The following is a 1,462-nucleotide window of genomic DNA, read 5'->3' as shown; positions in this document are numbered from 1 at the left end:
CGCAGGGCGTTGGAGAGCAGGTTGTCCACGATCTGCTCGACGGCCCCGGGCACCGCGAGCACCTGGCCGACGAACTCGCCCCGCCGCACCAGCCGGACGCCGTGCTGTTCGAACAGCGGGGTCCAGGCGCGTTTCCGCTCGGCGCACACCCGGTCCAGGTCGACCGGTTCGCGGGTGCCGGCGCTCTCCTCCATCCGGGCCATCGCCAGCAGGCCCTCGACCATACGGGCCAGCCGGTCGGTCTCGGTCATGGCGGCGGTGAGTCCGGCGCGGGCGTGCCCGGCGACATCGGGCTCCAGGTTGTCCAGCCGCAGTCGCAGGGCGGCGAGAGGAGTCTTGAGCTGGTGCGAGGCCTCTCCGGCGAAGGCGCGCTGGGAGGCCAGAAGGTGTTCGAGGCGGGCCGCGGTCTGGTTGAAGGTGGCGGCGAGGCTGCGTACTTCGGGTGGTCCTTCGGTGGTGGGGACGGGGGTGGCCAGGCTGCCCTCGGCCAGGCGGCGGGCGGCCCGTTCGAGGTGGAGGATGGGGCGGCTGATCCAGCGGGCGAGCCCGAAGGCCACCGCGGCGAGGGCGGTGAGGACCGCGAGCCCGGCGAGGGCCAGCAGCAGCCAGACGCGGTGGATACGCGCGGACACCGCCTCCGTGGGCACGGTGATGCGCACAGCGCCCTGGAGTTCGGCGCCATGGGTGACGGGGGCGGCGACGGACAGGGACCGCACTCCGCCGATGGTGGAGGTGCGTACGTCGGCGGTGGACCGGCCGCCCAACGCGGCCGCGATCTCGGGGCGCGCCGCCAGGTCGCGGGACTCGCGGGCGGACAGCTCGTGGGAGGTGGCGAGGGGACGGCCACGGCTGTCGACGACGAGGACCTTTCCGCCGATGCGTTCGGCGCACATGAGGACGCGGGGGCGCAGTTCGCGTTCCGCGCGCCCGGCCGAGAGGGAGAGCGAGGCGTACGCGGACACCGAGTCGGCCTCCTCCTTGGCGGCGGTGACCATCCGCTCCCGCTCGCCCCGGCTGTAGACGAAGCCCAGCGGGATCTCCAGGCACAGCAGGACCAGCGCGGCGAGGCTCAGATAGCTGAGCAGCAGTCGGCGCCTCATGCGGTGTCGAAGGCGGGGGCGGCGAACCACGAGTCGGCGGCGGCCGTTGCCGGTGCCGGTCGGGGCTCGGGGGTGCGTTCCGCGGTGCGTACGGCCAGCCGGAATCCCACCCCGCGCAGCGTCTGGATCCAGGCCGGGTCGCCCAGCTTGCGGCGCAGCGCCGCGATATGCACATCGAGCGTCTTGGTCGGGCCGTGGAAGTGCGGGTCCCACACCTGGTCGAGGATCTGCTGACGGGAGTACACCGCCCCGGGGTCCTCCGTGAGCAGGGCAAGCAGTTCGAACTCCTTGGGGGTGAGGGAGATCAGCGCCTCCCCCACCCACACCTGCCGGGTGCGCCGGTCCACGACCAGGGGCGGGGC

General features: G+C 73.5%; 2 protein-coding genes. Both read right to left on the bottom strand.

Annotation, left to right across the window (positions count from 1 at the left end; all coding sequences use genetic code 11):
- A partial coding sequence (locus tag CCN51_RS51150) for a sensor histidine kinase (RefSeq protein WP_086861229.1) occupies positions 1-1,100 on the bottom strand: 1,100 nt, incomplete at its 3' end.
- Positions 1,097-1,462: winged helix-turn-helix domain-containing protein (locus CCN51_RS51145; protein WP_143676219.1), on the bottom strand; the 366-nt coding region annotated here is incomplete at its 5' end. The genes CCN51_RS51150 and CCN51_RS51145, both read right to left, overlap by 4 nt.

It is taken from the genome of Streptomyces milbemycinicus (genome assembly GCF_002154605.1).
Taxonomy (GTDB): domain Bacteria; phylum Actinomycetota; class Actinomycetes; order Streptomycetales; family Streptomycetaceae; genus Streptomyces; species Streptomyces milbemycinicus.
The sequence above is the reverse complement of the archived record's forward strand: the minus strand, read 5'-3'. Positions and strand labels throughout refer to the sequence as shown.